We start from the raw sequence: 25,666 nt of genomic DNA, 5'->3' as shown, positions 1-25,666 counted from the left end.
TATTATGCCTCTGCCTGTTTGCCGTGGTCGTAATTTGATGGGCCACGGGTGCGAAACGCTTCGCGAAAATGGGTGGGAACGGGTTTGCCGCGTTCCAATACGGCATCCGCTAAATAAGGGCCAACCAGCAAATAAGATTGTGCATTGGCCTGTGCCAACAAATCATTTGCCTCGGCTTCGTCCTCGATAAACATCGCGTTTTCATGGGCGCTGACCCATTCGCCATTTGCGGCGTAATAGACAACGTCGCCTTCGATCAAACGATTGGCGGTTAAAACTTTGGGTTTGAATGGACGTGCCATTATGCGAATTCCTGTTCTTCTAATGTGTCGATTGCATCCAATGCGGCGCGGGGCGCAAGACCTAGTAAGATGATGGCAGGGCCATCCAATGCCACCTGATCCATCAGATCAGGTAATGCACCAAGGGATGTGGAAAGGATATGTTGATCCGCGCGTGATGCGTTTTCAACAATGGTGATTGGGGTTGCGCTGTCGGCGCCATGCATTAACAAACGCCCCGCCAAAAAACGCGATGCACGTTTGCCCATGTAAATGGCGGCGGTGCTGCCGGTTCTTGCCAATGCGCGCCAATCGTGATCGGCAAAGCCATCAACATCATGGCCCGTCAGGATACGAAATGTTGAATTGCGCCCACGTTTGGTAAGCGATTGCCCAATGCTGGCCGCTGCCGCACTGGCCGATGTGATGCCAGGGATAACGTCAAACGGAATGCCCGCGTTTGACAGCGCATCCATTTCTTCGTCCAAGCGGCCAAAGATCACGGGATCACCTGATTTCAGGCGCACAACATGATGCCCTTGCGCCGCGTGTTTAATCATTAGTGCGTTAATATCGTCTTGTTTCCATGATTTTCCAAAACCGCGCTTGCCTGTTTCAACAACAATCGCCTCGCGCCGCGCCAATTCCAAAATCGGGGCAGATACCAATTGATCGTGGATTACAACATCCGCTTCGTGCAACAAATTACGCGCCTTTAGAGTGAGCAATTCTGGATCACCGGGACCTGCACCCATCAAATGCACACGACCAGACGCCGCACGGGTATTCAGCGCATCATCCAACAGGTGATTCAGGGTTTCTTGCGCGGCAACCATGCCGCCACGATCCAATGCACGCGGGCCTGCGTTAAAATAAAATCGTGACCAAAAATCGCGGCGTTTGCGCCCCATGGGCAATGCATCGGCGGCAGGGCGAAATGCCTGACCGATCCGCGCCAAAATTCCAAGGTTTGCGGGCAAAGATTCTTCGACCTGTTGTTTGATTTTCCGCGCGAGCACAGGTGCGGCGCCCTCTGTCCCAATCGCCACGGTCACTGGATCACGATCCACAATGGCAGGGGTGATGAACTGGCTGTCATCCAGATTATCAACGATATTGGTTAGCTGACTTATGCCGCGTCCGATGGCAGCGACGCGTGCATCCTCTGCCGCATCATCATTTGCGGCGTAAAACAAAACGCTTTCTGCAATGTCATCATTTTGTAATGCGCGCGGTGTTAGGGTGATTTTACCGCCGTCCGCCCAATCGCGCACTACATCGACAGGATCTGCACCAAATACGTGAATATCCGCCTCTGTGCGCAACAACAAACGCAGCTTGGCCACGGCGCATTCGCCCGCGCCAGACACGACAACGCGTTTGTTGGAAAGATCGACAAAGACTGGAAAGTGTCGCATTGGGCTTGCTTTCAATTTGTGGGTTTCGTAGATGATATAGGCGATTTGGAATAATTTTCCAAGAAAGACCTGTTCAAACTGGGTTTTAAAGGAAATAATTTTATCAAATCGCAAAGGTGCGCAAATAAATCCGTGATTTGAGGAAAAAGAAGAATGGCCGACCAATTAGACGCGATAGATCGGAAAATTTTGGTAGAATTGCAGATCGACGCCTCGCAATCGTTGGATGAAATCGCAAAAAAGGTCGGCGCATCAAAAACCCCGGTTTGGAACCGCATTCGCAAGCTGCGCGAAAGCGGATTGATCAAACGTGAAACGGTGCTGTTGGATGCGGATAAATTGGGGCTGGAGGCGTGTTTTTTCGTGCTGGTGCGCACATCCGAACATGAAAAGTCATGGCAAGATAAGTTCTTGAAAACATTAAAAGAACGCCCAGAGGTGTTAGAGGCACATCGCCTTGCTGGTGATATTGATTACATCCTAAAAGTGCGCGTGCGAAACGCCAAGGCATATGACAAGTTTTACCAAGCCTTGATCGGCGAGGTAAAGATTTTCAACGTCACGGCTTTGCTGTCGATGGAAGAGATTAAATCAACAACGTTTTTGCCCGTATAACGCCTATTTCGACTTTATGGATTTTTCCAAACGTTCCGATTTTTTGCGCACAATGACCGATCGCAGATCATGCATGGCCATCAACAAATCATCGGCGAATGCGTCCACTTCGGCATCTGTGGCACGTGATTGGAACAAATGCGCGGTTAATGAAATCGTATCAATGGTTTGACGAATTTCATCAGATTGTTGTTGGGCATTCAATTCTTGGCGTGCGCTAATCCAATCCTGCATGGATTTGGTTTCAGCAGCCGTCAGAATTGCATCGCCCTGCGATTTAATTTCACCTGTTTTGGTGTTCACATTGGCGATTTGTTGTAATTCCAAGCGTCGCTGGCGGTTTTCCGTATCAACCCGAAAAACAGCGGCACCGTTTTCTTTGACGCGAAAAAACAGACTGTCTGGTTTTTTCATTGCAACAACTTTCCCCATGATTTCAATCCTTTACTCGTGATACATCATGTTAAGTAAGGTTTGAATTAGCATTTTTGTGTTTGAAATATGTTAATTTAGTGAAGCACAGAATTCTTGGATGCGCGTACAGGCGGTGATCAATTCGGATTCTGATGTGGCATAGCTTACGCGAAAATTGGGTGATAATCCAAATGCCGCGCCAAACACCACGGCAACGCCTGTGCTGGATAATAATTCGGTTGCGAAAACCTCGTCACTTTCGATTTTCACACCTTTTGGCGTGGATTTGCCGATGCATCCTGCGATGGATGGATAAACGTAAAACGCACCTTCTGGCGTGGGGCAGATCAGGCCATCAGCCTTGTTCAACATATCCACCACCAAATCGCGGCGTTTTTGGAAAATCGGGCGGCTCATGTCCAAATAATCTTGGGGGCCTGTAAGGGCCTCAAGTGCTGCCCATTGGCTTATGCTGCTGGGGTTTGATGTGCTTTGGCTTTGCACTTTGCGCATGGCTTTGATCAATTCAGCGGGGCCAGCGGCGTAACCGATGCGCCAACCGGTCATGGCATATGCCTTGGACACACCATTTACGGTTAAAGTGCGATCATACAGTTTTGGTTCCACCTCGGCAGGGGTGCAAAATTCAAACCCGTCATAGGCCAGATGTTCATACATATCATCGGTCATGACCCACACATGGGGGTGTTTGACCAAGACATCGGTCAATGCTTTCAGCTCTGCGCGGCTATAACCTGCACCCGTTGGATTGGAAGGTGAGTTAAAAATCAACCATTTGGTTTTTGGTGTGATCGCGGATTCCAAGGCGGCAGGCGAGAGTTTGAAATTATCCTCGATCCGCGTTTCAACGGGCACTGGCGTGCCACCACCAAGCAACACCATATCGGGGTATGACACCCAATAAGGGGCAGGGATGATCACTTCGTCCCCAGGATTCAATGTGGCGATCAACGCGTTATACAACACCTGCTTACCGCCTGTGGAAATGGACACCTGTTCAGGTGTATAATCCAGATTATTGTCGCGTTTGAATTTGTCACAAACGGCACGTTTCAATTCAATAATGCCATCGGGCGCGGTATATTTGGTTTTACCTGCATCAATCGCCGCCTTTGCGGCGGCCTTGATATTGTCGGGCGTGTCAAAATCGGGCTCACCCGCGCTCAGCGCAATCACATCACGCCCCGCCGCTTTCAATTCACCAGCTTTGGTGGTGATGGCAATGGTGGGCGATGGTTTGACACGTGATAATGACTTGGCCAAGAAAGACATGAATGATGCTCCGCAATTAATCATGAAATGTTTAGACAGCGTGGTTTCAAACAGCAAGCCAAGATTGACCCGCGCGACGGGCGTGATAAACGCAATCAACGCCAAAAGGGGATTGATATGTCAGAAGATCGCGAAACACGTCTAAAACGCCTGCGCCTGCGATCTTGGCGGCGGGGAATCAAGGAAATGGATCTGATTTTGGGGAATTTTGCTGATCAAGAGATGGCAAATTTAACCGATGCAGAGTTGGATGCACATGAATCCATGATGGCAGAGCACGATCAGGATTTATATTACTGGATCACGCATCCTGATGAAATTCCTGACGAAATTGCGCCAGCTTTACACAAAATTAGATCGCATTTTCTGCAATTATCGAAATAATTTTCGACGCCTTAAGAACTTGTTTGAACTTATGCTTCAAAACATCCGCAAATGGCAAACAGCGGAGAATCGAGCATGAGCATACATTCAAACTTGAACGGACGGGGCAGCGGCCCCGAATCCCAAGATTTCTTGGGCAATTATTTGGAATCTTTGTCGATGGTCGAACGTTTGCACCGTTTGTTGCTGGATGTGGTAAAGGATGAATTTGAACGGTTAAACTTGTTGGATATCAATTCGGTACAGGCATTATTGCTGTTTAACATTGGCGATAACGAAGTGACCGCGGGTGAATTGAAATCGCGTGGATATTATCAGGGTTCGAATGTGTCCTATAACCTGAAAAAGCTGGTTGAATGTGGATATATGCACCACAAACGATGCGAAGTGGATCGCCGCGCTGTGCGAGTAAAGTTAACGGAACAGGGGCAGCGTGTGCGCAAAATCGTTGCGGAATTATTTCAACGTCACGCTGTGGGAATGAAAGAACGCGGTGTTTTAACCGATAGCACGTTGAAGGATATCACCAATTCTTTGCACCGCGTGGAACGTTATTGGGGGGACCAAATCCGCTATATTTATTAATTATCTGCGTATTTGGTGACGAATCGCACGATGCGGCGATTTGGAACTTAAGGCCTTGGTCGCATTGCTTTATGGTGACATCGACCATAGTGGAATCAGTTATGAATTATTCAAATCGCATCGACCAAGCCATTAACCAACTGCACGACGAAGGGCGCTATCGCGTGTTTCAGGATATCTGTCGTAAAAACCAATCCTTTCCCAAGGCGGTTTGGACAGATGCAGATGGCGTTGAAAAAGACATCACCGTGTGGTGTGGCAATGATTATTTGGGCATGGGGCAACATCCCGCTGTTATTGATGCCATGCAAAATGCGATTGAAAATGCAGGTGCTGGTTCTGGTGGGACGCGCAATATTTCAGGCAATACCGTATATCACAAAGCGCTGGAAGAAGAGCTTGCTGATTTGCACGCCAAACAGGCGGCGCTTGTTTTTACATCGGCCTATAACGCGAACGAGGCAACGCTATCTGCCTTGCCAAAACTTTTCCCAGGGTTGGTGATTTTTTCGGACGCATTAAACCATGCATCCATGATCGAAGGTATCCGCCACGGTAATTGTGAAAAACATATTTTCCGTCATAACGATGTGGATCATCTGCGTGAACTTTTGGAACAGCATCCGATAGATGCACCAAAACTGATCGCATTTGAATCAGTCTATTCCATGGATGGCGATTTCGCACCGATTGAACAAATCTGTGATTTAGCAAATGAATTCAACGCCCTTACCTATATCGACGAGGTCCATGCCGTTGGCATGTATGGTGATACGGGCGCTGGGGTGTTGGAATTACAAGGTCTGCAAGATCGCGTGGATATCGTAAATGGCACCCTAGCCAAAGCATATGGTGTGATGGGCGGTTATATCGCGGCGGACGCCAATATGGTGGATGCAATCCGGTCATATGCACCCGGATTTATTTTCACCACATCATTGCCCCCCGCAATTGCAGCAGGGGCGGCGGCATCGGTGCGTTATCTAAAAAATGACAGCCAGTTACGCCACAAGCATCAAGCTGTTGCCAAGGAATTAAAGGATCGTTTTCGCGCACTTGGCCTGCCGCTTGATGATCACGGAAGCCATATCGTGCCCGTCCATGTTGGCAATCCGCAAAAATGTAAAATGATATCTGATCGGTTGTTGTCGGATTTTGGCATTTACGTTCAACCGATCAATTTCCCGACCGTGCCGCGTGGTACGGAACGTTTGCGTTTCACGCCGTCACCAGTGCATGATCAGAAAATGATTAATGATCTGGTGGACGCAATGGATCAGCTTTGGTCGCATTGCGAATTGAATAGGTCAGAAATCGCCTGTTAAGTGCCTATTAACACTTGAAGACTTTGCAAAAGTCACTATTTCGCCATATAGTTATCGTAACGATAAAAAAGTGACACGGAAAAGTTACCGTCTACACTTTGAGGTAAGAGGGAAATTGGGTATGACAGACGCTGTCGATCCAGCAACATATACTGAAGAACTTATTGGTTTTGATCAGTTTGAAGTTACCCTGGGCGATGAAATGCGCGGTGAACGCGCGACTCTTGGTAAAACATTGGACGATGTTTCTGATTCCCTAAAAATCAACCAAAAATACCTTGAAGCAATTGAAAATTGCGATCTGTCAGTTTTCCCAACACCCAGCTTTATTTCTGGTCATGTGCGGTCATATGCAAAATATCTGGGCATGGATCCGCAAAAATCATTTGAACGGTTCTGTGAAGAAAGCGGTTTTGACGGCGTGCGTCCCGCACTTAGCGAGACAGACGCAAAAGCCAAAAAATCCAAAACGTCCGCGTTAAGCCCACGTTCACAAGCATTGATGAACGATCCGATTTTCAACCCGCGCGTGCCAAATCGCCCCGCACCGGTTGGTATGTTTGAAATGATTTCCGTGTCTGGCATCGTTTCAACCGCACTTTTATGTGCATTGATTGCAGGTATCGGTTACGGCGGATATTCGGTTTTACAAGAGGTGCAGCGCGTACAGTTCGCACCGATCAACGAAACACCCGGTGTTGCGTCTGAAACTGTGAACCTTGATCTGGCGCTGATTGATGACATCAGCACAGAAACCACATCGCTTAATGTCGCCGAAAGTTCGGGCATGACATTGGAAGATTTGTATCGTCCACAAGAATTGGAAATTCCACAGCTTGTTGCGCGTGATGGTCCGATTGTGGCGCTTGATCCGCAATTGGTTGGAACAATGCCAGTCGCACCACAACAACCCGAAATTCAGGTTGCCGCGATTGAGGTGGAACAACCCACCAAGGTGAAAGTGGTCGAAGACGGCCCACCAGCAGTGGATATCGTCGCGCTGCGCCCAGCGTGGGTGCGTGTTTTCCAAAAATCAGGCGGCGTCTTATTTGAAAAAACATTGGATGCTGGCCAGCGATATCGCGTGCCAACGGATGTGCATGACGCATTGTTGCGTGCGGGCAATTCCGGTTCCGTTTACGTCATGGTTGGCGATAAAACATACGGCCCCGTTGGTGTGAAAACGGGTGTTGCACGCAAGGTTCCATTGGGTGCCAGCGAAGTGAGCGAAAAATTTGCCGAAGTGACAGATTTATTTGATTCACCATTGGCACCGCCTGTGAACACCGCGCAACTGGCCGAGTTGGCAGAAATCCCCACCGAATAAACATCACCCCAAAGTGATATTTTTCGGTGTGAAACCGTGCCAAATCCGCGTATATCAATCCTGAACACAGAACAAGTCAGGCCAGCGTTATGTCTTTGAACGAAATTCGCCCATGGCGAAATATCTATCGCCGCAAAAGCCGCCAAATCCATGTGGGCAATGTTCCTGTTGGTGGCGATGCCCCGATCAGCGTGCAAACCATGACCAACACATTGACCCATGATGTAAAGGCGACGATTGCACAGATTCAGGCCTGTGCCGATGCAGGTGCGGATATTGTCCGCGTTAGCTGCCCTGACGAGGCCGCGACAAAGGCGATGCATGAAATTGTACGCGAAAGCCCAGTGCCATTGGTCGCTGATATCCATTTTCATTACAAACGCGCGATCGAGGCCGCCGAGGCGGGTGCCGCATGTTTGCGCATCAATCCTGGCAATATTGGATCGCCAGAGCGTGTCCGCGAAGTGATCAAGGCCGCGCGCGATCACAATTGTTCCATCCGCATTGGTGTGAACGGCGGGTCGTTGGAAAAACATCTGTTGGATAAATACGGCGAACCATGCCCCGATGCGATGATCGAAAGTGGCATGGATCACATTCGTATCCTACAAGACAATGATTTTCACGAATTCAAAATTTCGGTAAAAGCATCCGATGTGTTTATGTCCGCCGCCGCGTACCAAGGTTTGGCAGAGGCAACCGATGCCCCAATCCATATCGGCATTACCGAGGCAGGGGGATTAACATCAGGCACGATCAAATCCGCCATTGGTTTGGGCAACCTGTTGTGGATGGGCATTGGTGATACCATGCGCGTCTCGCTGTCCGCTGATCCGGTGCAAGAGGTCAAAGTTGGCTTTGAAATCCTCAAATCATTGGGGTTGCGCCATCGCGGGGTGAATATCATTTCCTGCCCTTCATGCGCGCGCCAAGGGTTCGATGTGATCGCAACCGTGGCCGAATTGGAAAAACGTCTGGAACATATCAAAACACCGATGTCGCTGTCGATTATTGGCTGTGTTGTGAATGGTCCGGGTGAAGCATTGATGACAGATGTTGGTTTCACGGGTGGTGGCGCTGGGTCTGGTATGGTTTACATGGCTGGTAAACAAGATCACAAAACCGATAATGCGGGTATGGTGGATCATATCGTTGATTTGGTTGAACAACGCGCCGCAGTGCTTGATGCAAAAAATGCACAGGACACGGCCGCAGAATAGGTGAGTAAAAAAATGATCGCACTAATCGTCTTGGCCATTGTCTTGGGTGGATATTTTTACATGCGGTTTCGCATGGATCGATTGGTGTTAGACACGCAAATTTGGCACATCAATTCCGAAACACAAGCCGCCGAATTGACCAAACCAAATGGTTACACCCTGTCAGAGGATGACGCGGGCGTCTTTCCTATTCATGCCACCGAATTGGCCCAAAAATTTGATGATTTTGCAATGGCACAGCCATCCACCACGCGCCTGTCTGGGGATGTTGAGACCGGCAAAATCACATATGTTCAACGCACGAAATTGATGCGCTATCCCGATGTGATTACCGTGCGTTTTCGCGAAATAGATGCGGATAATTCCACATTTACGATGTTTTCACGATCTGTTGTGGGTCATTCTGATTTAGGGGTGAACCAAAAGCGCGCTTTGCAATGGTTGAACAGCTTTGCCCAAGTCGCGCGATGATGTCACACATTCATTTGTGCTCACCTCGCGCCACATCGGCACATTAAGCGACATTTCACACCGCGCGGTATAGCTTCGCCCGTCAACTTGCATACAGATTTGCTGGCCCAATTCCACGCGATTGCCTGTGCGATCTGTGCAATAACATTCGGGCCATTCAACGGGGTCGGCATTGGCAATGCCCTGAAAACCCACGAAAAAGATCAAAATGAACCTGTTCATGAAAACAAGGTAACATATTTTTGCGCAAAAATCACCTGTGCCCTTGACCAAACGCGTGCAACGCGCAATGTGTCGCCATGGTACCAGAACATAAATTAGAACAAATCCTGTCCCGTTTTGCATTTCTAGAGGCGAAAATGGCCGACGGGTCTGCGGCGGATGAAATCGCCACTTTGTCCAAAGAATATTCCGATTTGCGCCCTGTTGTAGAACAAATCGAAGCGTATCGCGCATTGGTTTCTGAAATGGCCGAAGCAGAGGACATGTTATCCGATCCCGAAATGAAGGCACTGGCAGAAGAGGAATTGCCACGCCTGAAATCCGAATTGCCAGCGGCGGAACATAAATTGCAATTGGCCTTGCTGCCCAAGGACGAGGCCGATGATCGCCCTGCAATCCTTGAAATTCGCGCCGGAACTGGCGGGGACGAGGCCGCATTGTTCGCCGCTGATTTATTGCGCATGTATCAACGGTTTTGCGAAAAAACGGGTTTCAAATTTGAAATGGTATCTGAAAGCGCGACAGAGCTTGGCGGTTATAAAGAGGTGATTGCCAATATTCGCGGCGACGGTGTTTTTGCGCGACTGAAATTTGAATCTGGTGTGCACCGCGTGCAACGCGTACCCACAACTGAAAGCGGGGGGCGGGTGCACACATCGGCCGCCACCGTTGCAATCATGCCAGAGGCACAGATTGTTGACGTTGATATTCCTGCAACCGACATTCGCATTGATACGATGCGCGCATCTGGTTCGGGTGGTCAGCACGTTAACACCACGGATTCTGCCGTGCGTATTACCCATTTGCCCACGGGCATTATCGTGGTCAGTGCGGAAAAATCACAACACCGCAATCGTGAAATTGCGATGAATGTTTTGCGCACGCGGCTCTATGATTTGCAACGCCAACAGGCCGCAGATGAACGGGCCGAGGCACGCAAAGATCAGGTTGGATCAGGCGATCGATCCGAGCGCATTCGCACCTATAATTTCCCACAAGGGCGTCTGACGGATCATCGCATCAATCTGACACTTTATAAGCTGGATCAGGTGATGCAGGGTGATTTGGACGAAATCGTTGATGCGTTAATTGCCGATGATCAGGCCACGCGATTGGCCGAAATGAACCCGTGAGCAATACGGTTCAGAATCTGTTGGATGGTGCGGGTAAAACGCTTCAACCCATATTGGGTGATGATTGTGGGCGCGATGCTCAGATCATTTTGGCGCATGTGTTGGGCATTTCCACCGCCAGTTTGCGCATGCGCTCATGCGAAACGGTCAGCGCCGATCAGGTGGCGGATTTTGAAATTAAAATTGCACAACGCGCGGCGTTTCAACCCGTGTCACAAATCATTGGTATGCGTGAATTTTGGGGGCGCGAATTTATCGTGACCCCCGATGTGTTAGACCCACGCCCCGATACGGAAACCCTGATCGAGGCGGCATTGGAATTACCCAGCCCAAATCGCATTTTGGATTTGGGGCTGGGGACGGGATGTATTTTGTTCACATTGCTGGCGGAATGGCGCGATGCCAGCGGGGTTGGTGTTGATATTTCAAGCGATGCTTTGTCGGTGGCTGGTCGCAATGCGCAGGCATTAAATGTTGCGGATCGCGCGGATTTGAGGCTGAGTAATTGGTTCGAAAACATCGATGAAAAATTTGATCTGATTGTTAGCAATCCACCCTATATCACAGCATCGGAAATGAATGACTTGTCACGTGACGTGGCAGATTGGGAACCCCATGTTGCGCTGACACCTGGGGGCGATGGGTTGGATGCATATCGCATCATTGCAGCGCAAGCATCGTCGCATTTAAACGCGGGTGGAAATCTGATGTTGGAAATCGGCTGGCAGCAATCAGAATCGGTTAGCGATCTGTTAAAACGGCACGATTGGTCAGATTTACGAATTTTACGCGATTTAGGCGGGAATACGCGGGTAATTTGTGCAAAATCACCAAAAATCTAGGCAAAAAAACCGCCCAAATGAGGAAATGAATGCTTTGTACTTGTCATTAACGCAAGCAAAGGTATAAGTTCTTTCTAGACGATTGATCACGGGGGTCTCGTCGCAACCAAGCAAAACATTCTTGGACTTCGCGCAAAGCGCGCCAATTCACAAAACAGGACTTTCTATTTATGCGCCCTTCGAACAAGCGTTCACGAAATAAGAATAATAACAACCGTCGTAATCAAGGCGGCAATATCATCAATCGTGTATTCGACTCTTCTGGTCCAGAGGGCAAGGTTCGCGGCACACCGCAGCAAATTATTGAAAAATACCAAACCTTGGCGCGTGACGCACAATTGTCTGGTGATCGCATCGCCCATGAAAGTTTCCTACAATACGCTGAACATTATTTGCGCATGTTGAACGAAGCACAGCGCGAAATCGAAGAGCGCAAAGAAGCGCAGCAAAATCAACAGCAAAACAACCAGAAACAAAATAATCCGCCACAGAATACCGCGGCAAATGGTACGGGTGATCAACCCGATGTTTCTGGTGCAAATTCAAACGATTTGTTTCCCGCACAAGATCAAGCAAGCGATTTGGTACAAACACCAGAGAGCAACGCTGACGCGCCAAAGCCTGCGCCTAAACCACGTGCCAAACGTGCGCCCAAGCCTAAACCCGCGTCTGATCAGGGTGAACAGCCAGCTATGCCAACTTTCGTAACAGAACCCTTGGCAAAACCAGCACCGAAAAAGACTACAAAGCCTGTGGAAACCACGCCATCTGCGGATGAAAAAGCGGGCTAAAGATTGCGTGCAATTGTGCAGAACTGTTCAATGGTTAATTGTTCTGCGCGTTCTGTTGGTTTCACACCAGAGGCCAATAAAACATCTTCGATATTTGGATGAATGGATTTCAGGCTGGCGCGTAACATTTTGCGCCGCTGACCAAATGCCATGCCCACAACCCGTTCTAATGTTTTACGATCCGCCTCGAATTTTGGTTGATCAAGGCGTGTGATATGCACCACAGCGGATGTGACCTTGGGTGGTGGGGTGAATGCCTGTGGTGGGATTTCCATGACAATTTTGGCATTGCAACGCCATTGCGCCAAAATCGACAAGCGCCCATAAGCCTTGGACCCTGGTTGTGCAACAATGCGTTGGGCAACTTCTTTTTGAAACATCAACGTCAGGCTATCCCAAAACGGGGGCCAGTTTTCTGGGGTGAGCCAGCGGATCAATAGTTCCGTTCCCACGTTATAGGGCAGGTTGGCCACGACCTTGATCGGGGATTGCATATGATCCAGCGGGTTGATTTCCAGCGCATCGCCGCTGATGACGTGTAATCGATTATCACTCGCTTGTGTGATTTCTGCGAGTGCTTGTAAACACCGATCATCGCGTTCAATCGCAACAACGCGACGCGCACCTTCCATCAACAAACCACGGGTTAAACCACCGGGACCTGGGCCGATTTCCAAAACATCATGCCCCGATAAATCACCCGCCATGCGCGCAATTTTTGACGTAAGATTCAGATCCAGCAAGAAATTTTGCCCCAGCGATTTTCGCGCATTCAACGCATGTTCGGCGATCACCTCGCGCAATGGGGGGAGGTTATTTAGCGTCATATCTTGCTCTGTTTTTTGCCATCTGCCCTGCGCATTTCAATGCAGCGATCAGGCTGCGTGCATCTGCGATGCCACGCCCCGCGATATCAAACGCGGTACCATGATCGGGGGATGTTCGAATGAAGGGCAATCCCAATGTGGTGTTCACGCCTTCGCTAAAGTTAAGTGTTTTCAGCGGGATAAGCGCTTGGTCATGATACATGCATATGGCGGTGTCATATTTTTCACGTGCGGCTGGGTGAAACATGGTATCGGCGGGAAGAGGGCCGGTGATATCCAAACCAGCGCTGCGCAATTGATCAAGCGTTGGGCGGATCATTTCGATTTCATCATGCCCCATTGCGCCACCTTCGCCTGCGTGAGGGTTCAACCCTGCGACAGCCAAACGGGGATTTTTGACGCCAAAATCTCGTTGTAATGCGCCATGTGTTGCGGTGATTGTGGCGATAAGCAATTCAGGGGTTAGGGCGGATTGCACATCGGCCAGAGCGATGTGAATGGTCACGGGAACCACGCGCAATTCAGGCGCAAGCAGCATCATGAATGATCGATCAACCCCACCCAGATGCGCCAAATATTCGGTATGCCCTGGATAGGCAAAACCCGCACCATCGTGCAGAACCTTTTTATTGATAGGCAATGTGCAAACCGCGCTGGCCTGACCCGATTTTGTGAATTCAACCGCTTGGTCAATGGACGCAATGGTGCTGATTGCATTTTGTGGATGCTCCACGCCGATGTTTGGGCGTTCAACAAACGGGCAGTGCAATACGGGCAAACCCGTCTTTGCCGCCGCGCGCGTTTCATCTGGTGTGGTAATCTGAACAACGGCATGACCCGATTGTTGCGCAAGTTCACGCATATAATCGTAATCCGCAATCAGGAAAAACGGTAATTTTTCGCGCAATTCATCCCAAGCACGCAATGCGATTTCCAAGCCAACACCGCTTGGGTCACCGCTGGTTAATGCGATGGGGGCGGTCATTTGTATTCGATATATGCGGCGCCCTTAAGCTCTTGCAAATAGCCATTGCCAAGCCCCGAGATTTTGCGATTGAAAATATTGCCACGCAACGCTTCGCGCTCGCCTTCTTGTAATTCTGTAGTACGGCTGCACAACATAATCACAGATAACCCACCGGCGGAATTTGGATAATAGCCTGCTTCGTTGCGATCAAGTTTTGCCAATTCCATTGCAATGGTTTGGGACAGTTCAGATTGCAAAGCAGCGGATTCTTGATACGCGTTTGCGCCGTATTTTTCTGAATTTGCACGCAGATCCAAACAGCGATCCGATTTGTTAATCAATACACGTGCCGCAGCAATTTGTTGTTTCAGCTCGCCACCCACGGGCAGGGCAACCTGTGCATAGGATACCGTCGTTTCCTTGGGCGCGGTGGCATCACGACGTGTGCCGCGCAGTTGAAAAATTGCCGTTGCGTTGTTCAGCTCGATTGGCCCTGTCACCTCGTTATTTTCCAATGCGAGCAATTGCGTAATGATAGATGTCGGCAGATTTGCCGCTGGCACCCAATCCAATCGCCCACCATTTCGCGCAGTTGGCGAACGTGAATATCGCCGTGCGGCGGATGCAAATGCGCCTTGGCTATTGATTGAACCAGACAGTTGTTCGGCCAATTGTTTGGCACCATCGGGGCCGCGTTCCAAATGTGGAATTACAATTTCAGAAATAAGAACAGATAGCGCACCCTGATTGGCACCACCCAATGCACTGTCAATTTCGTTATCTGTTACGGTTGCTTGGCGTGAAAAACGTGCGCGTACAACTTGGCGCCATAACAAACCATTGGTGACAAAGTCACGAAAGCTTTGTTCTTCGATGCCCCGAGCTGCCAAATATTGAATGATTTGTTCGGTGCTAAGGTTGCCACGATTTGCAAACTCTTCCATGCCTTCGGCGATTTCATCTTCGCCAACGGTTATGTTGATCAGGTTCGCAGCATGTTGATACAGGCGTTCGTCAATCAATTGGTTCACGGCCGTATCACGTGTATCACCACGCCCGCCAAACGCTGTGATCATCGCGGTACGTTGGGAAATTTCGTAATTGGTGATAATTCCGTCATTCACCGTAATCGCGGTGTGAAACGGTGCCTGAGCCTGTGCGATTTGAACACAGAATAACAAACAACCAAGCACCAAAGACATCATTCTCATCATATTATTTTACCAACTTAGAGCCCACAGCGACGGGCGAATTTAGGTTTCGATTTGCGTGCGCCCAATCCCTCGAGTGAGATTTTGAGCCCGAATTCGCGCGTCAGCTTACCAAGTGCTTCGTTTTGAAGCGAGACCGAAAAAGCCACTTTTGCACATTCATTTTCATATTGAACGCCTAATGTGCGTTCGGTGGCGTCGTTTGCCTCTAAATCATGGCGCCATTCGGCGTTAAACAACCAATTTTGGTTGGCCTGATAACGTGCATCCAGCGCGATTTCGTGTTGGCGTTCGTTTTCATCCAGCACCACTTGTTCATCCAACCAGACGTATGATGCATCCAATTTCAGCTTTTTATGTGTGGCCGAAAACCGCGTTTCGTTCTTGGACACCTTGCCGCGCCCATCAAACAATGCACGGCTAGACAGGCTGAATTGATTTGGAAAGCGCAAGCTAAACGCGCCAACATAATCGGACACAATCCCATCCAAACCCGCTGAAACACTGTCGGGGAATTGGTTCAAATCGCGCTGACGGAAAACGCGACCAACGGTAACACCCAATTCCCAGCCGCGCGGATCATATCGCAGATAATTCACCCCGACATTCAAACGCAACCCGCGTTCAGATTCATCAAACCCTTGAAACCGGTCGGTAGAAAACAGGTTGTTTTCGGAAAATTCCGCTTGCGGGGAATCCTCGTTTGGGCTGTCGAATGCGCGATCTGGTGACCAGACAAGCTGTGCAATTGGTTCGATCACGTGAATCGCATTGCCAACTGTTTTTGACAAAGGGTAGCGCAGTTCAACCGCCGCCGTTGGGGTGAAATTGGTATAGTGGCGTTCGGGATATTCCACCGAATTTGAAACCAGATAGGCATTGCCTTCGACCTTGGTTTCCATATTCAACAAAATGCCATTGTTGAATTGCCAGTTGTTGTACCAATCCAATTGTCCACCAACACGTGCAAAGCGGCTCCCGTCGGTGCGGATGAGCGAAACAGTTTGCGCGGTATATCCAAACCGCCCTGGCAAGGCATCAAAATCAAGGTTTTTGCGGTAATAAACCTGTGGGAAAACCAATGGGATTTCTTCGTCAACTTCATCGGCGCGCAGGCTTTGTGTGAATGATGCACCAAGCGAGAAAAAGCTGTCGTCCGTGGTTTTTTCCAAGGTGATGAAATTGAATAGGCGGTCATCATCGTTGAAATCGTATTGATCCAAGAATGTATCATCCGATGATAAATCCAACTTAAACGCCAATTGATAATCACGGCGCAGATTGAAATCACCCGTGACGGTGGCAAAGCTTCGAAATCGTGTATCGCTCAGCGGATCGGCCAAGGCAATTGCACCATTTGCGGTGATCTGACCGTTGACAAAACGATGGCGGTATTCGCCCTCCACGACAAAGCTTTCAGCGGATGCGATGGATGGTGTAATGGTTGCGTCGCGATGGTCATCAATCGCAATATAATATGGTAAATCAACACGATAACCCAGATTGGACGAATGACGAAACGAAGGGATCAAAAAACCGGTTGCGCGTGAAACGCTTGGGTCTGGTGTGCTGAGATACGGCAGGTACAGCACTGGCACACCCAACAATCGCAGACTTGGATTTTCAAAGTGGATGCGACGTTCCTGTTCATCATGCACCACACGTTTTGAACGGATTTGCCAGAATGGGACATCATTTTGCGAACATATATTACAGGTGGATGCTACGACCTGTTGCATCACCTTGTAGCGCCCATTGCTTCGTGAAAAATCAGACGCGGCCATTTGGAATTGATCGTTGATCAATATCTGCGCACCTGTGATTAATCCACGTGTCGCCTGATCATCCAATGTGGCGGATGTGCCTGTGATCACCGTGCCATCATCCGATACCAATTCAAATGCAGCGGGCAGGGTCAGTTCGCCCGTCGCTTGGTTATAAATCACCCGATCAGTTGTCAGCACCTGTTCGTTATAAATGACCCGCACATTGCCCGTGGCGATCAATGATTGGGTATCGGGATCATACGAAATTTGATCGGCCAAAAGCCCAACACCCTCTGGCGCGTTTTGCGCATTGACCATCGCACCGGTTGATAAAAACAGGGTGAGGGCCGCAAATGCTATGTTCTGAAACCGTTTCAATTCCCGTTACCCATCTTCCAAATGCAAAAACATCGCCAAGGCCATCAGACAGGCCGCAAGGGCAGGGAACCATGCCGCCATGATCACGGCAACCTGTCCTGCCTCGCCGAGTGTTTTTGCAAAATTCTGCAAGAAGTAAAGCGAAAAACCAAAGCTGAGCGCATAGAGCATCGCCAAACCCAAATTGCCCATTCGTGCGTTTTTCAACGTAAACACCGTGCCAATGACAAACATCGCCAAAAACAACAATGGGCGGGCCAAGGACATTTGAAATTGCATCCGATATTTCAAAGATGAAAATCCCGCATCTTCGATCTGTTTCGCAAATTTTGGCAGTGCCCAAATGGCAATGGTTTCAGGTGCCGGAAAACCATCCAAAATTTGTGCGGGTGTGATTGTGGTTGGAAAGCGTTTGATCGCAGGTGTTTGTGCCGTGTTTTCAGGATTGCCCGATTGCACATCCCAATGTTTAACATCTGTTAAAACCAATTCTTCATTGTTCAGAAACGCCACCGTGGCAAAATAACGATCCACGGCCAATCCTGTTTGGTCAAAATCCAACAATGTTACATCGCGCAGGATTTTACCGTTATCATTTGCTGCCGCAGCTTGCACAATCATATTGCCCTTTTGTGATTTCTGGCGGAGCCAAAACCCCGTGTCATTCACCGCAACGGTCTGGGTTTTGTTCGCATTGCGCAATGTATTGCGTTTTTCCAACATTTCATTTGCGAAAGGTTCGAAAAACAAGATGCTGCAAATGCCAAGCGATACAGCCAAGATTGCCGTAAGCAACAGCGACTTTAACGCGGACATTCCCACCGCGCGGGAAACGACAAATTCATTTGATCGCGCCATACTGACACTAAACGAAATACTGGCCAGCATGATGATGATGGGCAATGCCTGACTAATAAGGGATGAAACATTTAAGCCTGCCAATTGAAATGCACGCTTTGTGGCGTTTTCCACACTCCCAAGACGGCTGACGTTTTCCAACAAATCTGCCAGAAACATCAATGCCGCGACGATCAAAAATACGCGGACAAAGGCAACCAGATAGCGGCGCGCAAAATACAGGCCTAACATCATGATGCCACCTGTCGTTGCTTGGTTCCGAAAATCTGTTTTCGTATGGTTTTTAGATCATTCGATCCCAAAAACAGCAAAACAACCAATACAATTATCGCCAGTGCCACAGGCGCATAAGATACAATCCAATGCGCCCCATCAGATGACACCCATGATTGGCTGACGCCACGAAATGTATCGATGGAAAACATCAAAACAATGGAAACGATGATGCGCAAAATAAACCCTGATCGTGAAAACCCACCCACCAGCAATGTGGCCATGCCAATCACTGGGGTCAGCAATGACAACAGGGGTTTCACAAAACGATCTTGTAATATGGCAACGGCACCCGCTTGGTTTTTGACATCAAGTGTGCGTGCCTCGATATAATCATAAAGATCGGAGGTATATAATTCATTTGGCCGCGTGATCCGTGTTTTCACGGCGGTTTCAAACTGGCTTAGATCATATGAAAGTGAACCAAACTGGATCACATTCAATGCCACGTCGGGCAGGGTGAAATCTTGGATCGAACCATTAAATAACAATAGTTTGGTTGTGCCATCTTGGGTGACTGCTTGTCCTTTTTGGGCGACATGGGTGACGGTTTTGTTTGGTGAAACCTGTTCCGAAATCATTATGTCGCGCAATGTGCCATCCGCGCCTTTTTCGCCAAAGAAAAAGGTGAACCGCCCATCATTAGTGACAAATTCACCTTCTTTTACGATTTGCGTCACATATTGGCGCCCGATTTCTTCTTGCCGATCTGCCAGCCGTTTTGTGGCAAATGGCGCAAGATAATGCACCACAAATGACATCGCCAAACAACAAATCACGCCAAACATGAAATAAGGAAACGCAAGGCTTACAACCGAACGCCCCGCATTCATCATCACCACCAATTCCGCCTCTGAAAACAAGCGGTTCGTTACCATTACGGATGCGGCAAACCCTGCGATTGGGATCGCAGCCTCTATTGTTTTGGGCAAAAGATTAATCGCAAGTTCAACAAAGATTGACGCAGGCTGTCCGTTTTCAACCACCACATCCACCAGCCCAAGCGCACGGTTCAACCATAACAATCCGATAAACACGATCATAAAAAACGCAAACGGGCCAAACAGCTGTTTGAGGATATATTGATCAAGCTGTTTCAAATCGCTATCCCGTTGAAATGGTTCTGGTTATTTTTTCTAACTTAGTTTTGCAAAAAACAACAGAGCAGAGTGGTGAATTGCGCGCAAACGCGCTAAGTTTCCATCAAAGTCAAACACGCTAGCGGAGTATTTTAAATGAGCGCCCCAATTACACCAAAATTTATCGACGTTGATCTGGAAAAATTTGGAGACATCAAAGGCAAAATCGCCATCGCATTACCCCCTTCAGGGAGCATGGATAGCGCCGCGCGCCGTGTGAATAAATTGACCAAAGGTGTGATCAAATCATTTGTTGAATCAACGCGGTTTGAAAACCTAAAACAAGGTGAATTCATTGAAATTTCTGCGCCTCTGGGAATGCAGGTTGATAGCGTTCTGGTCTTAAAAATTGATCCAAGAACCAAATCAGAAGAGCTACGCAAAATCGGTGCGGATTTGGGCAAAGCGGTTGGCACGAAACCCGTAACCTTGGCGTTTTTAAAACCGTTTAAAGTTGCCGAATTGGTGTTTGGCCTGACCCTGCGCCGTTATGAATTCAAGGATCACAAAACCGACAAAGACAAGGGTTTTGGCGAAGTGACCGTCATGTCAGATAAACACGAATCAATCGCGGATGACTATTCCGATTTATCTGCCATCGCCGAAGGTGTGTTTTTCACGCGCGATTTGGTCAATGAGCCTGCGAATGTTTTAACCACAACCGAATTTGCCAAACGCTTGATCGATTTGGAAAAGCTGGGCGTCAAGGTCAAGGTTTTGGAAGAAAAGGACATGGAAAAACTTGGCATGTGGTCGTTGCTGGGTGTGGGACAGGGTTCAACCAGCCCATCGAAAATTGTGATCATGGAATGGAACGGTGGCGGCAAAGAAAAACCATTTGCCTTTGTGGGTAAGGGTGTTGTGTTCGATACGGGCGGCATTTCATTGAAACCTGCAGGTGGCATGGAAGATATGACAATGGATATGGGCGGCGCCGGTGTTGTTGCGGGTGCTATGAAAACACTGGCACTGCGCAAGGCCAAAGCAAATGTTGTTGGCTTGGTTGGGTTGGTTGAAAACATGCCCGATGCGCTGGCACAGCGTCCAGGCGATGTTGTGAAATCCATGAAAGGTGACACGATCGAAGTGATTAACACCGATGCAGAGGGCCGATTGGTTTTGGCCGATGTTCTTTGGTATGCGCAAAAAACGTATAAACCAACGGGTGTGATTAACCTTGCCACCTTGACGGGTGCAATCATTATCGGGCTTGGCCATGAAAACGCAGGTGTGTTTTCCAACAACGATGTGTTGGCAGAGAATTTTTTAAAATCCGCAAGCGCAGAGGCCGAAGGCGCATGGCGTATGCCGCTGGGTGCGGGTTATGACAAATTGATTGAATCACGCATTGCCGACATTAAAAATGTTGGTGGCCGTGCGGCGGGTTCGATCACGGCGGCGCAATTCTTGCAACGTTTCATTGAACCAGACATGCCATGGATCCATTTGGATATCGCAGGTGTTGCATCAGTGAAAACCGAAACCGATTTTGCACCCAAAGGGGCAACAGGTTGGGGTGTACGCGCATTAAACCGTTTGATCGCCGATAAATACGAAGAAAAACCAGCGAAACCTGCCGCATCCGCAGAATGAGCGAAATCTTTTTCTATCATCTCGTACAAAGCCCATTGGAACAAACCTTGCCCGAATTATTGGGCAAGTGTTTGTCACGCGATTGGCGCGTGATTGTGCGCGGAACCGATACCAAACGCATGGTTTGGTTGGATGAAATACTGTGGGGTGGAACGCCTGACAGTTTTCTGCCGCATGGGTTTATGACAGGTGCGAATGATGCACGTCAACCGGTGTTGCTGACCGAGGCGGACAAAAATGTGAACAACGCACAGGTTTTGATGTTAGTCGATGGTGCAACCGCAACCGCGGATGAAATCAACGGATATGAACGCACATGTCTGTTGTTTGATGGGAATAATCCCGACGCACTGAATGCTGCGCGAAGTGAATGGAAACGGCTTACCGATGCTGGTGTCGTTGCAAAATATTGGTCACAGGCCGATGGGCCTTGGGCGTTAAAGGCGTCTTCTGGTGCTAGTTGAACATTTTGTAGATCAACGCCACACCCAGAAATATCATCATCCAGATACCTGCCTGTTTGATATGTTTCGACATATCACCGCGGTTTTCTCGCAAAAAATACCCGCCAAAAAAAACCATCATCGCCAAATAGGCGAGCAGATAAATGATATTTGCACCTTGGCCTTCCATTATCCAAACACTCCTAATCCGCGCATACCGTCAATGATAAATTGAATGGCCAATGCTGCCAATAACATGCCGAGTAGGCGGGTAATCACATTGATCCCTGTCTGGCCTAACATTTTTTCAAAGAGGTTGGAAAAGTAAAACAAAACATAGGCGATGATGATCACACTAAACGTTGCGGCCAATACGATGGCAGTGGTTTGCCATGCGTTCACACTATCGCCTGTCATCAAAATGATGGTGGTGATTGCACCGGGGCCTGCGATCAGGGGGGTTGCCAATGGGAACACGGATGGATCATCGTGATCCTCTTGTTCGGCGTCTTCTTCGCGCCGTTTGGAACGTTTGTTAAACAACATTTCAACCGCAGTCAGAAACAACAACATCCCACCCGCAATGCGAAACGCAGGGAAACCGATGCCGATGAATGACAACAACGCATCCCCCGCAAAGGCAAATACCGTAAGCAACACCGCGCCAATCAAGCTGGCGTTAAGGGCGACTTTGCGTCGATACGATAACCCTTGGCCTTGGGTAAGCGCGATAAATATCGGCAATAACCCGATGGGATCGATCACCACAAACAGTGTCGCAAAGACAGAAATATATAATTCCATTTAACCCTCTTTTGCGGCGTCAAGCCGTTCGGACGCACGTTCCCATAAAATCTCTGCCTTTTTCAAGGCTTGTATAATTTCCGCATGTTTTTTGGATAATTCCGCAATTTTGGCAGGATCATCGGATGCATAAAATGATGGATTGGCAAGGCGGCGTTCGATTTGCCCCTTCATTTCTTCGATTTTTGTCACACGCTCTTCGCATTTGGTGACATCGGCTTGTAACGGTTGCAGGTTTTTGCGTTTGGCGATGGTGGCGGGTTTGGGGCCTTTGTCGGCCTTTTTCACCTTTTGTGTTTGGATTTTATCCTTGGCCTTGGCTGTGCCACCGCGTTCGGCAAGCAACAGCTTTTTATACGCTTCCATATCGTCGTTAAACGGCAATACTGTGCCATCCTTCACCAACCAGAGCTGATCCGCGATGGCGTTAATCAAATGGGGATCGTGGCTCACCAACACAACCGCGCCTTCGTAACTGGCCAAGGCCAGCGCCAATGCCTCGCGGCTTTCGATATCTAGGTGGTTTGTCGGCTCGTCCAAGATCACCAAATGGGGGGAATCTAGGGTGGCCAGCAACATCGACAATCGTGCCTTTTGCCCACCGGACAATTTGCCAACCAATGTATCGGCCTGTTCGGGGCCAATACCACCCGCGGCAAGGCGTGCGCGCTGTTTGGCTTGCCCCGCTTTTGGAATTTCGCGTGCGATATGTTGCAATGGCGTTTCATCCAGATGTAATTCATCGACCTGATGTTGTGCAAAATATCCGATCTTAAGCTTGGATGACCGTATCCATTCGCCGCCCATTGGTTCAAGTTTGCTTGCTAACAGTTTGGAAAGAGTGGATTTTCCTTGCCCGTTCGCACCCAACAGCGCAATGCGATCATTGGCATCAATCCGCAGGTTCAATTTGCGCAAAATCGGTGTGTCGTCATAGCCAACGTTCACTTCATCAAGGCGTACAATCGGCGATGAAAGCTCATCTGGATTGGGAAAGCTGAACGATGCAACGCCGTTTTCAACGGATGATGCAATCGGTTCCATACGTTCCAACATTTTCAGTCGCGATTGCGCCTGCTTCGCCTTGGATGCTTTGGCACGGAAACGATCGACAAAGCTTTGCAAATGATCGCGCGCGGCTTCTTGTTTTTTCGCCATGGCGGCCTGTTCGGCCAGACGCGCACGGCGCACGCTATCAAATGTGTCGTAATTGCCAGTATAAAGTGTCAGGTTTTTATCATGCAGATGCAGAATAGACGTCACCGATTTATTTAACAAAGTCCGGTCGTGCGAAATCACCAAAACCGTATGGGGGTATTTTGCAAGGTAGGTTTCAAGCCAAATCGTGCCTTCCAGATCGAGATAGTTTGTCGGTTCGTCCAAAAGCAAAATATCAGGTTCGGAAAACAAAACGGCGGCCAATGCCACGCGCATGCGCCAACCGCCCGAAAATTCGGAACAGGCACGCGCCTGTGCCGCCGCATCAAAACCTAGACCAGACAGAATGCTGGCGGCACGTGCTTCGGCGCTATAGGCATCGATATCGGCAAGGCGTTCGTGAATTTGCGAAATACGGGTGGGGTCGGTTGCGGTTTCTGATTCCGCCAAAAGTTCGCTGCGTTCCGTATCAGCGGCCAAAACGGTGTTCAGCAAGCTCACTTCGTTTGATGGCACTTCTTGGCTGACACCACCAATGCGCGCCTTGCGCGGAAGTTCCACCGCACCGTCATCCAGCGCCAATTTACCCGTAAGTAAATGAAATAATGTGGTTTTACCCGTACCATTGCGCCCAACAATACCCACCTTGTGGCCATCAGGAATCACAACAGATGCGCCGCTAATCAGCTGGCGCCCGGAAACAGAATAAGAAATGTCTTCAATACGTATCATGGGACTGCTTTGCAGGAGTGAGCAGGGGGTGTCAACAGCAGGCTTTTCAACTGCGATTGCCTGTGCTAGTGGCAGCGCGAACCCGCGATTGCGGGGCAAGTTGAACCGTAAATCAAAGGATTTTCCTCATGGCGCTAGAACGCACATTTTCAATCGTGAAACCAGACGCAACAAAACGTAACCTTGTTGGTCAAATCGTTGCTAAATTCGAAGAAGGCGGTTTGCGCGTAATCGCACAAAAACGCATCCAATTGACATTGGCACAGGCACAAACATTTTACGGCGTTCACTCTGAGCGTCCATTTTTCGACGAATTGTGTGAATTCATGATTTCAGAACCAATCGTTGTTCAGGTTCTGGAAGGTGAAAACGCAATCGCACGTAACCGCGAAATCATGGGTGCAACAAACCCAGCAGAAGCAGTTGCAGGCACAATCCGCAAAGAATTTGCATTGTCTATCGGTGAAAATTCAGTTCACGGTTCAGATGCACCAGAAACAGCAGCAGAAGAAATCGCATTCTTCTTCTCTGGTCTAGAATTGGTTGGTTAATCCAACAATGTTGGGTGACAGGGTATTCACAGTGTGAATGCCCAATCCAAGACATTTTGATTTTTAAAGGGCCTTTCGGGGCCCTTTATTGTTTTAAATATTCTAAGAAACTGTCCGCAATGGTTGGCGCAAACATTGTAAGTCCGATGATTGCAATCACGAGTGCGGTAAATGAAAACCTGCGAATATTGCGCATGGTGATATTTAAACCTTCGCTGGCGTCTGGATCAGACCCTTGGTTAAAATCAACAACTGCCACGACTTCCCCCTCATTTTGAGATGTTTTTCAAATTGTTAGGGCAGCGGGTGCACGATTGGGGAAATTTTCCCCAATGTTGCGCGATTTTATCGAATTATGAGTCTTATCTGCCACGCTTGCGTGTTGGATGTGGCGGATGGAATGTAGAAAAGGATCGCAGATGACCCTTTCATATATTCGGGATCAGGAATTATTGCTGGATAAGGTAGTCAGCAAAGCTCTCTGCAATAACGGGGCCAAATACGCCCACACCGATTACTGTTGCGATCAACGCGATAAATGACATACGGCGGATTGTGTGTAAGATTTTGTTGTCCTGTGTCATCGTGATAACCCCCTAGGTTGTTTGATTTAGTGGACATCGCTCAATGTCCGTACATCTCATA

General features: G+C 48.8%; 29 protein-coding genes. 13 read left to right on the top strand and 16 right to left on the bottom strand.

The genetic code is table 11. The features are described from left to right. Positions 1-2 precede the first annotated feature (2 nt). Both BFP76_RS11340 and cysG read right to left on the bottom strand, forming a co-directional pair. Positions 3-302: a DUF2849 domain-containing protein gene (locus BFP76_RS11340; RefSeq protein WP_099593692.1), complete on the bottom strand. Its 300-nt coding sequence runs from the start codon at positions 300-302 to the stop codon at positions 3-5. Continuing rightward, the gene (gene cysG, locus BFP76_RS11335) at positions 302-1,699 is read right to left on the bottom strand and encodes a siroheme synthase CysG (protein ID WP_099594112.1); all 1,398 of its coding nucleotides are present in this window, start codon (positions 1,697-1,699) and stop codon (positions 302-304) included. The genes BFP76_RS11340 and cysG overlap by 1 nt, the downstream gene beginning before the upstream one ends. 153 nt (positions 1,700-1,852) lie before the next feature. Between cysG and BFP76_RS11330 the strand changes: the two genes are divergently transcribed. Beyond that, positions 1,853-2,314: an Lrp/AsnC family transcriptional regulator gene (locus tag BFP76_RS11330; RefSeq protein WP_099593690.1), complete on the top strand. Its 462-nt coding sequence runs from the start codon at positions 1,853-1,855 to the stop codon at positions 2,312-2,314. A gap of 3 nt (positions 2,315-2,317) precedes the next feature. Here the strand turns inward: BFP76_RS11330 and BFP76_RS11325 are convergent, their stop codons facing one another. After that, a complete protein-coding gene (locus BFP76_RS11325; RefSeq protein WP_099593688.1) occupies positions 2,318-2,746 on the bottom strand; it encodes a hypothetical protein in 429 nt (142 codons plus the stop codon). A gap of 72 nt (positions 2,747-2,818) precedes the next feature. Then, complete coding sequence (locus BFP76_RS11320) at positions 2,819-4,021, bottom strand: pyridoxal phosphate-dependent aminotransferase (RefSeq protein ID WP_099593686.1); 1,203 nt, start codon at positions 4,019-4,021, stop codon at positions 2,819-2,821. A 117-nt stretch (positions 4,022-4,138) separates the two neighbouring features. On the opposite strand from BFP76_RS11320, the gene BFP76_RS11315 reads away from it, so the two are divergent. From BFP76_RS11315 to BFP76_RS11290, 6 genes are all read left to right on the top strand, one after another. Continuing rightward, on the top strand, positions 4,139-4,405 hold the full coding sequence (locus BFP76_RS11315) for a succinate dehydrogenase assembly factor 2 (protein WP_099594110.1): 267 nt from the start codon (positions 4,139-4,141) through the stop codon (positions 4,403-4,405). 75 nt (positions 4,406-4,480) lie between these two features. Next, the gene (locus BFP76_RS11310; protein WP_099593684.1) at positions 4,481-4,990 is read left to right on the top strand and encodes a MarR family winged helix-turn-helix transcriptional regulator; all 510 of its coding nucleotides are present in this window, start codon (positions 4,481-4,483) and stop codon (positions 4,988-4,990) included. Between the two features lie 101 nt (positions 4,991-5,091). Next, a complete protein-coding gene (hemA, locus tag BFP76_RS11305) occupies positions 5,092-6,315 on the top strand; it encodes a 5-aminolevulinate synthase (RefSeq protein ID WP_099593682.1) in 1,224 nt (407 codons plus the stop codon). Between the two features lie 121 nt (positions 6,316-6,436). Then, on the top strand, positions 6,437-7,642 hold the full coding sequence (locus BFP76_RS11300; protein ID WP_099593680.1) for a helix-turn-helix domain-containing protein: 1,206 nt from the start codon (positions 6,437-6,439) through the stop codon (positions 7,640-7,642). 89 nt (positions 7,643-7,731) lie between these two features. After that, positions 7,732-8,862, top strand: coding sequence for a flavodoxin-dependent (E)-4-hydroxy-3-methylbut-2-enyl-diphosphate synthase (gene ispG / locus BFP76_RS11295; protein WP_099593678.1), 1,131 nt, complete (start codon positions 7,732-7,734; stop codon positions 8,860-8,862). A 12-nt stretch (positions 8,863-8,874) separates the two neighbouring features. Next, a complete protein-coding gene (locus BFP76_RS11290) occupies positions 8,875-9,333 on the top strand; it encodes a DUF1499 domain-containing protein (protein ID WP_133117430.1) in 459 nt (152 codons plus the stop codon). Here the strand turns inward: BFP76_RS11290 and BFP76_RS11285 are convergent. Continuing rightward, positions 9,271-9,555, bottom strand: a complete 285-nt coding sequence (locus tag BFP76_RS11285; RefSeq protein ID WP_099594108.1) for a hypothetical protein — start codon at positions 9,553-9,555, stop codon at positions 9,271-9,273. The genes BFP76_RS11290 and BFP76_RS11285 overlap by 63 nt on opposite strands. A 77-nt stretch (positions 9,556-9,632) precedes the next feature. Between BFP76_RS11285 and prfA the strand changes: the two genes are divergently transcribed. The 3 genes from prfA (at position 9,633) to BFP76_RS11270 (ending at position 12,321) form a co-directional block, all read left to right on the top strand. Further along, positions 9,633-10,688 carry a peptide chain release factor 1 gene (gene prfA / locus BFP76_RS11280; RefSeq protein WP_099593674.1) on the top strand — a complete coding sequence of 352 codons (1,056 nt, stop codon included), beginning with the start codon at positions 9,633-9,635 and terminating at the stop codon, positions 10,686-10,688. After that, complete coding sequence (prmC, locus tag BFP76_RS11275; protein WP_240514033.1) at positions 10,685-11,530, top strand: peptide chain release factor N(5)-glutamine methyltransferase; 846 nt, start codon at positions 10,685-10,687, stop codon at positions 11,528-11,530. The genes prfA and prmC overlap by 4 nt, the downstream gene beginning before the upstream one ends. 170 nt (positions 11,531-11,700) lie before the next feature. Further along, positions 11,701-12,321, top strand: coding sequence for a DUF4167 domain-containing protein (locus tag BFP76_RS11270; protein ID WP_099593672.1), 621 nt, complete (start codon positions 11,701-11,703; stop codon positions 12,319-12,321). On the opposite strand, the gene rsmA is transcribed toward BFP76_RS11270, so the two are convergent. The 6 genes from rsmA to BFP76_RS11240 are packed head-to-tail and all read right to left on the bottom strand — an operon-like array spanning position 12,318 to position 19,701. Then, a complete protein-coding gene (gene rsmA, locus BFP76_RS11265) occupies positions 12,318-13,148 on the bottom strand; it encodes a 16S rRNA (adenine(1518)-N(6)/adenine(1519)-N(6))-dimethyltransferase RsmA (RefSeq protein ID WP_099593670.1) in 831 nt (276 codons plus the stop codon). The genes BFP76_RS11270 and rsmA overlap by 4 nt on opposite strands. Then, on the bottom strand, positions 13,135-14,133 hold the full coding sequence (gene pdxA, locus BFP76_RS11260; protein ID WP_099593668.1) for a 4-hydroxythreonine-4-phosphate dehydrogenase PdxA: 999 nt from the start codon (positions 14,131-14,133) through the stop codon (positions 13,135-13,137). Before pdxA ends, rsmA begins: the two co-directional genes overlap by 14 nt. Further along, the gene (locus BFP76_RS11255; RefSeq protein ID WP_099593667.1) at positions 14,130-15,329 is read right to left on the bottom strand and encodes a peptidylprolyl isomerase; all 1,200 of its coding nucleotides are present in this window, start codon (positions 15,327-15,329) and stop codon (positions 14,130-14,132) included. Before BFP76_RS11255 ends, pdxA begins: the two co-directional genes overlap by 4 nt. Before the next feature lie 14 nt (positions 15,330-15,343). After that, a complete protein-coding gene (locus BFP76_RS11250) occupies positions 15,344-17,470 on the bottom strand; it encodes an LPS-assembly protein LptD (protein ID WP_099593666.1) in 2,127 nt (708 codons plus the stop codon). Between the two features lie 6 nt (positions 17,471-17,476). Continuing rightward, positions 17,477-18,562 carry an LptF/LptG family permease gene (locus BFP76_RS11245; RefSeq protein WP_099593665.1) on the bottom strand — a complete coding sequence of 362 codons (1,086 nt, stop codon included), beginning with the start codon at positions 18,560-18,562 and terminating at the stop codon, positions 17,477-17,479. Continuing rightward, complete coding sequence (locus tag BFP76_RS11240) at positions 18,559-19,701, bottom strand: LptF/LptG family permease (protein ID WP_099593663.1); 1,143 nt, start codon at positions 19,699-19,701, stop codon at positions 18,559-18,561. The genes BFP76_RS11245 and BFP76_RS11240 overlap by 4 nt, the downstream gene beginning before the upstream one ends. A 135-nt stretch (positions 19,702-19,836) precedes the next feature. On the opposite strand from BFP76_RS11240, the gene BFP76_RS11235 reads away from it, so the two are divergent. Both BFP76_RS11235 and BFP76_RS11230 read left to right on the top strand, forming a co-directional pair. Beyond that, on the top strand, positions 19,837-21,333 hold the full coding sequence (locus BFP76_RS11235) for a leucyl aminopeptidase (RefSeq protein ID WP_099593661.1): 1,497 nt from the start codon (positions 19,837-19,839) through the stop codon (positions 21,331-21,333). After that, complete coding sequence (locus tag BFP76_RS11230; RefSeq protein ID WP_099593659.1) at positions 21,330-21,797, top strand: DNA polymerase III subunit chi; 468 nt, start codon at positions 21,330-21,332, stop codon at positions 21,795-21,797. The genes BFP76_RS11235 and BFP76_RS11230 overlap by 4 nt, the downstream gene beginning before the upstream one ends. Here BFP76_RS11230 and BFP76_RS14675 read toward each other — a convergent pair. The 3 genes from BFP76_RS14675 to BFP76_RS11220 are packed head-to-tail and all read right to left on the bottom strand — an operon-like array spanning position 21,790 to position 24,470. Beyond that, entirely contained in the window at positions 21,790-21,966 is a 177-nt protein-coding gene (locus BFP76_RS14675) for a hypothetical protein (RefSeq protein ID WP_165775704.1), read from the bottom strand. The genes BFP76_RS11230 and BFP76_RS14675 overlap by 8 nt on opposite strands. After that, on the bottom strand, positions 21,966-22,580 hold the full coding sequence (locus BFP76_RS11225; protein WP_099593657.1) for a MarC family protein: 615 nt from the start codon (positions 22,578-22,580) through the stop codon (positions 21,966-21,968). Before BFP76_RS11225 ends, BFP76_RS14675 begins: the two co-directional genes overlap by 1 nt. Continuing rightward, positions 22,581-24,470, bottom strand: coding sequence for an ABC-F family ATP-binding cassette domain-containing protein (locus BFP76_RS11220; RefSeq protein WP_099593655.1), 1,890 nt, complete (start codon positions 24,468-24,470; stop codon positions 22,581-22,583). It lies immediately after the preceding gene. Between the two features lie 128 nt (positions 24,471-24,598). Here BFP76_RS11220 and ndk point away from each other — a divergent pair, with 128 nt between their 5' ends. Further along, positions 24,599-25,021, top strand: coding sequence for a nucleoside-diphosphate kinase (gene ndk / locus BFP76_RS11215; protein ID WP_099593653.1), 423 nt, complete (start codon positions 24,599-24,601; stop codon positions 25,019-25,021). 85 nt (positions 25,022-25,106) lie between these two features. Here the strand turns inward: ndk and BFP76_RS14670 are convergent, their stop codons facing one another. Both BFP76_RS14670 and BFP76_RS14775 read right to left on the bottom strand, forming a co-directional pair. Then, positions 25,107-25,280, bottom strand: coding sequence for a hypothetical protein (locus tag BFP76_RS14670; RefSeq protein ID WP_165775703.1), 174 nt, complete (start codon positions 25,278-25,280; stop codon positions 25,107-25,109). Positions 25,281-25,470: 190 nt separating this feature from the next. Continuing rightward, entirely contained in the window at positions 25,471-25,605 is a 135-nt protein-coding gene (locus tag BFP76_RS14775) for a hypothetical protein (protein WP_268247194.1), read from the bottom strand. Positions 25,606-25,666: the final 61 nt, after the last annotated feature.

The organism is Paramylibacter kogurei (assembly GCF_002742285.1).
GTDB classification, from domain to species: Bacteria; Pseudomonadota; Alphaproteobacteria; order Rhodobacterales; family Rhodobacteraceae; genus Amylibacter; species Amylibacter kogurei.
Note: the sequence above shows the minus strand (reverse complement) of the source record. Positions and strands in the feature narration are given on the sequence as shown.

Bases quoted from the DNA above. Each gene is read 5' to 3' on its own strand.
- BFP76_RS11235 (WP_099593661.1), top strand. From the start codon at position 19,837: ATGAGCGCCCCAATTACACCAAAATTTATCGACGTTGATCTGGAAAAA.
- prfA (WP_099593674.1), top strand. From the start codon at position 9,633: ATGGTACCAGAACATAAATTAGAACAAATCCTGTCCCGTTTTGCATTT.
- BFP76_RS11270 (WP_099593672.1), top strand. From the start codon at position 11,701: ATGCGCCCTTCGAACAAGCGTTCACGAAATAAGAATAATAACAACCGT.
- rsmA (WP_099593670.1), bottom strand. From the start codon at position 13,148: ATGACGCTAAATAACCTCCCCCCATTGCGCGAGGTGATCGCCGAACAT.
- BFP76_RS11225 (WP_099593657.1), bottom strand. From the start codon at position 22,580: ATGGAATTATATATTTCTGTCTTTGCGACACTGTTTGTGGTGATCGAT.
- ndk (WP_099593653.1), top strand. From the start codon at position 24,599: ATGGCGCTAGAACGCACATTTTCAATCGTGAAACCAGACGCAACAAAA.
- BFP76_RS11300 (WP_099593680.1), top strand. From the start codon at position 6,437: ATGACAGACGCTGTCGATCCAGCAACATATACTGAAGAACTTATTGGT.
- BFP76_RS11340 (WP_099593692.1), bottom strand. From the start codon at position 302: ATGGCACGTCCATTCAAACCCAAAGTTTTAACCGCCAATCGTTTGATC.
- BFP76_RS11230 (WP_099593659.1), top strand. From the start codon at position 21,330: ATGAGCGAAATCTTTTTCTATCATCTCGTACAAAGCCCATTGGAACAA.
- BFP76_RS14675 (WP_165775704.1), bottom strand. From the start codon at position 21,966: ATGGAAGGCCAAGGTGCAAATATCATTTATCTGCTCGCCTATTTGGCG.
- ispG (WP_099593678.1), top strand. From the start codon at position 7,732: ATGTCTTTGAACGAAATTCGCCCATGGCGAAATATCTATCGCCGCAAA.
- BFP76_RS11320 (WP_099593686.1), bottom strand. From the start codon at position 4,021: ATGTCTTTCTTGGCCAAGTCATTATCACGTGTCAAACCATCGCCCACC.
- pdxA (WP_099593668.1), bottom strand. From the start codon at position 14,133: ATGACCGCCCCCATCGCATTAACCAGCGGTGACCCAAGCGGTGTTGGC.
- BFP76_RS11290 (WP_133117430.1), top strand. From the start codon at position 8,875: ATGATCGCACTAATCGTCTTGGCCATTGTCTTGGGTGGATATTTTTAC.
- BFP76_RS14775 (WP_268247194.1), bottom strand. From the start codon at position 25,605: ATGACACAGGACAACAAAATCTTACACACAATCCGCCGTATGTCATTT.
- BFP76_RS11220 (WP_099593655.1), bottom strand. From the start codon at position 24,470: ATGATACGTATTGAAGACATTTCTTATTCTGTTTCCGGGCGCCAGCTG.
- BFP76_RS11330 (WP_099593690.1), top strand. From the start codon at position 1,853: ATGGCCGACCAATTAGACGCGATAGATCGGAAAATTTTGGTAGAATTG.
- hemA (WP_099593682.1), top strand. From the start codon at position 5,092: ATGAATTATTCAAATCGCATCGACCAAGCCATTAACCAACTGCACGAC.
- BFP76_RS11310 (WP_099593684.1), top strand. From the start codon at position 4,481: ATGAGCATACATTCAAACTTGAACGGACGGGGCAGCGGCCCCGAATCC.
- BFP76_RS11245 (WP_099593665.1), bottom strand. From the start codon at position 18,562: ATGATGTTAGGCCTGTATTTTGCGCGCCGCTATCTGGTTGCCTTTGTC.
- BFP76_RS11285 (WP_099594108.1), bottom strand. From the start codon at position 9,555: ATGAACAGGTTCATTTTGATCTTTTTCGTGGGTTTTCAGGGCATTGCC.
- BFP76_RS11325 (WP_099593688.1), bottom strand. From the start codon at position 2,746: ATGGGGAAAGTTGTTGCAATGAAAAAACCAGACAGTCTGTTTTTTCGC.
- BFP76_RS11255 (WP_099593667.1), bottom strand. From the start codon at position 15,329: ATGATGAGAATGATGTCTTTGGTGCTTGGTTGTTTGTTATTCTGTGTT.
- cysG (WP_099594112.1), bottom strand. From the start codon at position 1,699: ATGCGACACTTTCCAGTCTTTGTCGATCTTTCCAACAAACGCGTTGTC.
- BFP76_RS11315 (WP_099594110.1), top strand. From the start codon at position 4,139: ATGTCAGAAGATCGCGAAACACGTCTAAAACGCCTGCGCCTGCGATCT.